Origin of the sequence: Kocuria sp. HSID17590 (genome assembly GCF_003989485.1) — a bacterium.
GTDB lineage: Bacteria > Actinomycetota > Actinomycetes > Actinomycetales > Micrococcaceae > Kocuria > Kocuria salsicia.
Map to the genome: position 1 here is coordinate 1 of NZ_RBMB01000069.1, position 2,293 is coordinate 2,293.

The 2,293-nt window shown below is 61.8% G+C and carries 1 protein-coding gene; it reads right to left on the reverse strand.

The window, feature by feature from the left end:
- Window positions 1–187: 187 nt before the first annotated feature.
- Window positions 188–1,903, reverse strand: coding sequence for a D-lactate dehydrogenase (gene dld / locus D8M39_RS12420; RefSeq protein ID WP_013161533.1), 1,716 nt, complete (start codon window positions 1,901–1,903; stop codon window positions 188–190).
- Window positions 1,904–2,293: the final 390 nt, after the last annotated feature.

Below are 2,293 nucleotides of genomic sequence, written 5' to 3' on the forward strand. Positions count from 1 at the left end.
CGTGGGTCATGAACGGGCTCTTCCAGGCAGGTGGGTGGTGTAGGAACTTCCATCCTGTGGCGAGGAGCCCGTTCCTCATCTCATCGCCACACCCGTGCCAAGAACCTCATGCCCCACAACACCTAGGTCCACCCGAGATGGATAAGACATCGCTCAGGCTCTCACGGCGTCGCGCTACCTTGGGGACTTAGGCCCAGTCCTTGTGCGGCGACGTGCCGCCGATACCGGCGTTGAACGTATTCGTCGGATCGAGCTCCTTGAAGTGCTCTTCCATGGACTCCGGCAGCTTGTAGATGCGACCGTAGTTGTGCTCGGCGGGCAGCTTCGCGCCGCGCTCCTCCAGCAGGTGCTGGATGCGGTCGTGCAGCGCCTCGGGATCCACGCCCTGCTTGGCGACATAGTCCTGGTGCATCACATGGCAGAAGAAGTGCCCGTAATACGCCTTGACCTCAAGCTGGTCGTCGATCTCCTCCGGCAGCACCTCGAGCCAGTTCCAATCGTCGCGACGCAGGGCCACATCGATGGGGATGAGCCCTGCGATGTGCCGGCGCTTCAACGCGGCGTAGCGAGTGGCGGCACTGGCCGCGCCGAACCGGTTGAGCGACGCGCTCTTTTCTTCATCAGACGTGCAGATGAAGAACTCACCAGTGTGCTCGGGCTCTGCGAAGAACTCCTTGAGCATCTTCTCGCTCGCGGCCTTCTGCGACTCGCTGACGGTGAGCAGCAGGTGATGCTCGAAACGGTTGCGGTACTCCATCATGCGCTTGGGCAGCTGGTTGGGCAGCACGCTGAACATGGCTTGCGATACCGTGTCGGCGAAGGTCGGACCAATGCCGGGAATCTTCGAGAACAAGCCGTTGGCCCACGTCTTGAACGAGAACATGCGCGTCTGCAGCGCTGGACTCATGAACTTCAGGAAGACGAAGGTGTCTTTGCCGTACTTCTCGGCCAAGTCGAAGGCACTGCGGCCCATGTACTCACCAGAGATAGGCAGCGGCATGTCGGCTTCGAGGAACAACCGACGGATCTCTTCGAGCTCGTGCGTGTTGTTCGTGCCGATGTAAAACACGGTCGGGTGCACTTCGCGAGGGAAGGTGCGGGTGCGCACCGCGAACACCATCAGCTTGCCGGCCGAGCCGGATGCCTCGAACAGGTACTCGGGGTTCGCATTGTAGCGAGCAGGCGAAGGCACGATCTTGCGCAAGTGCTCGGCGTACTCGGTCTCGTTCGAGTCTTCGGGAGCTGGGGTGACATCCTCGGGAGACCACTCGCCGCGCTGTAGACGGTCGAGTGCGACCTCAGGGTCGTCTCCGAGCGAGATGCCCAGGTGATTGACCAGCTCGACCTTGCCGTCGTCGTTGACGCGGGCGAAGATCGCTTCGCGCGTGAATGCCGGACCCTTGCGAATCTGGCTGCCGCCCGAGTTGTTCGCGATGCCGCCGATGACCGAGGCGCCGATTGATGTCGACCCGATCACCGAGTGCGGCTCGCGCTGGTGCTTGGCGAGCGCGTCGGTCAGGTGTGTCAGCGGAGTGCCCGCGAGCGAGATCGCCTCGCGCGCGTCGTTGATGAGGTGCACCTCATCGATGCGGTGAGTCGAGATGATCACAATGGGGCGATCGTAGTCTTGGAAGCCGGGGCCGGATCCACCAGTCAGGCCCGTGTTCGATGCCTGCGGGATGACGATGAGGTTGTTGTCGACGGATACCTGCAGCGCCCGCCACATCTCGACCAGCGTGCCGGGGCGCACCACGGCGAAGACTGGTCCTCCGCCGAATCGATAGCCTTTGCTGAATGGCATCGTGGCACGCTCAGAGGTCAGTACATGTTCGTCGCCGACGATTCTCTTGAACGCATCGATCGCTTCGTGCGAAGTCGTGGTGGTCTGTCCTGGTTGCGTCATCTCTAAGCTTCCTATATTCAGTTGCATCACAAGCGCGTCATGATGCTGAGGGGATGTCGCCTTGATCCGAGCTAGTCCGCGGTCGTTCATTTTTTGATGGGCGGGGAAACGAGCCAGGGGGACGACGTCTGCGACCGTCTGCCCGGAAGCTCGCTACGGCGTCCAAGGAGTGTGCGTGTGCGTATGCATGTGCATACGCGCATCCTCATTGTAGAAGATGCGCATCAGATAGTTTCGGACCGCGGTACTTTCGGACTCCGGTAGGTCCGGACCGTGACCGACGCGATCGTCGTGGACGCGGTCCGTGACGCGGCCTGGCGCGACGAGACACTGCCCGGCGGGAGCACACGCCGGAAGATGACCCCGGAGGGTCTTTACGGACGGAAGAAG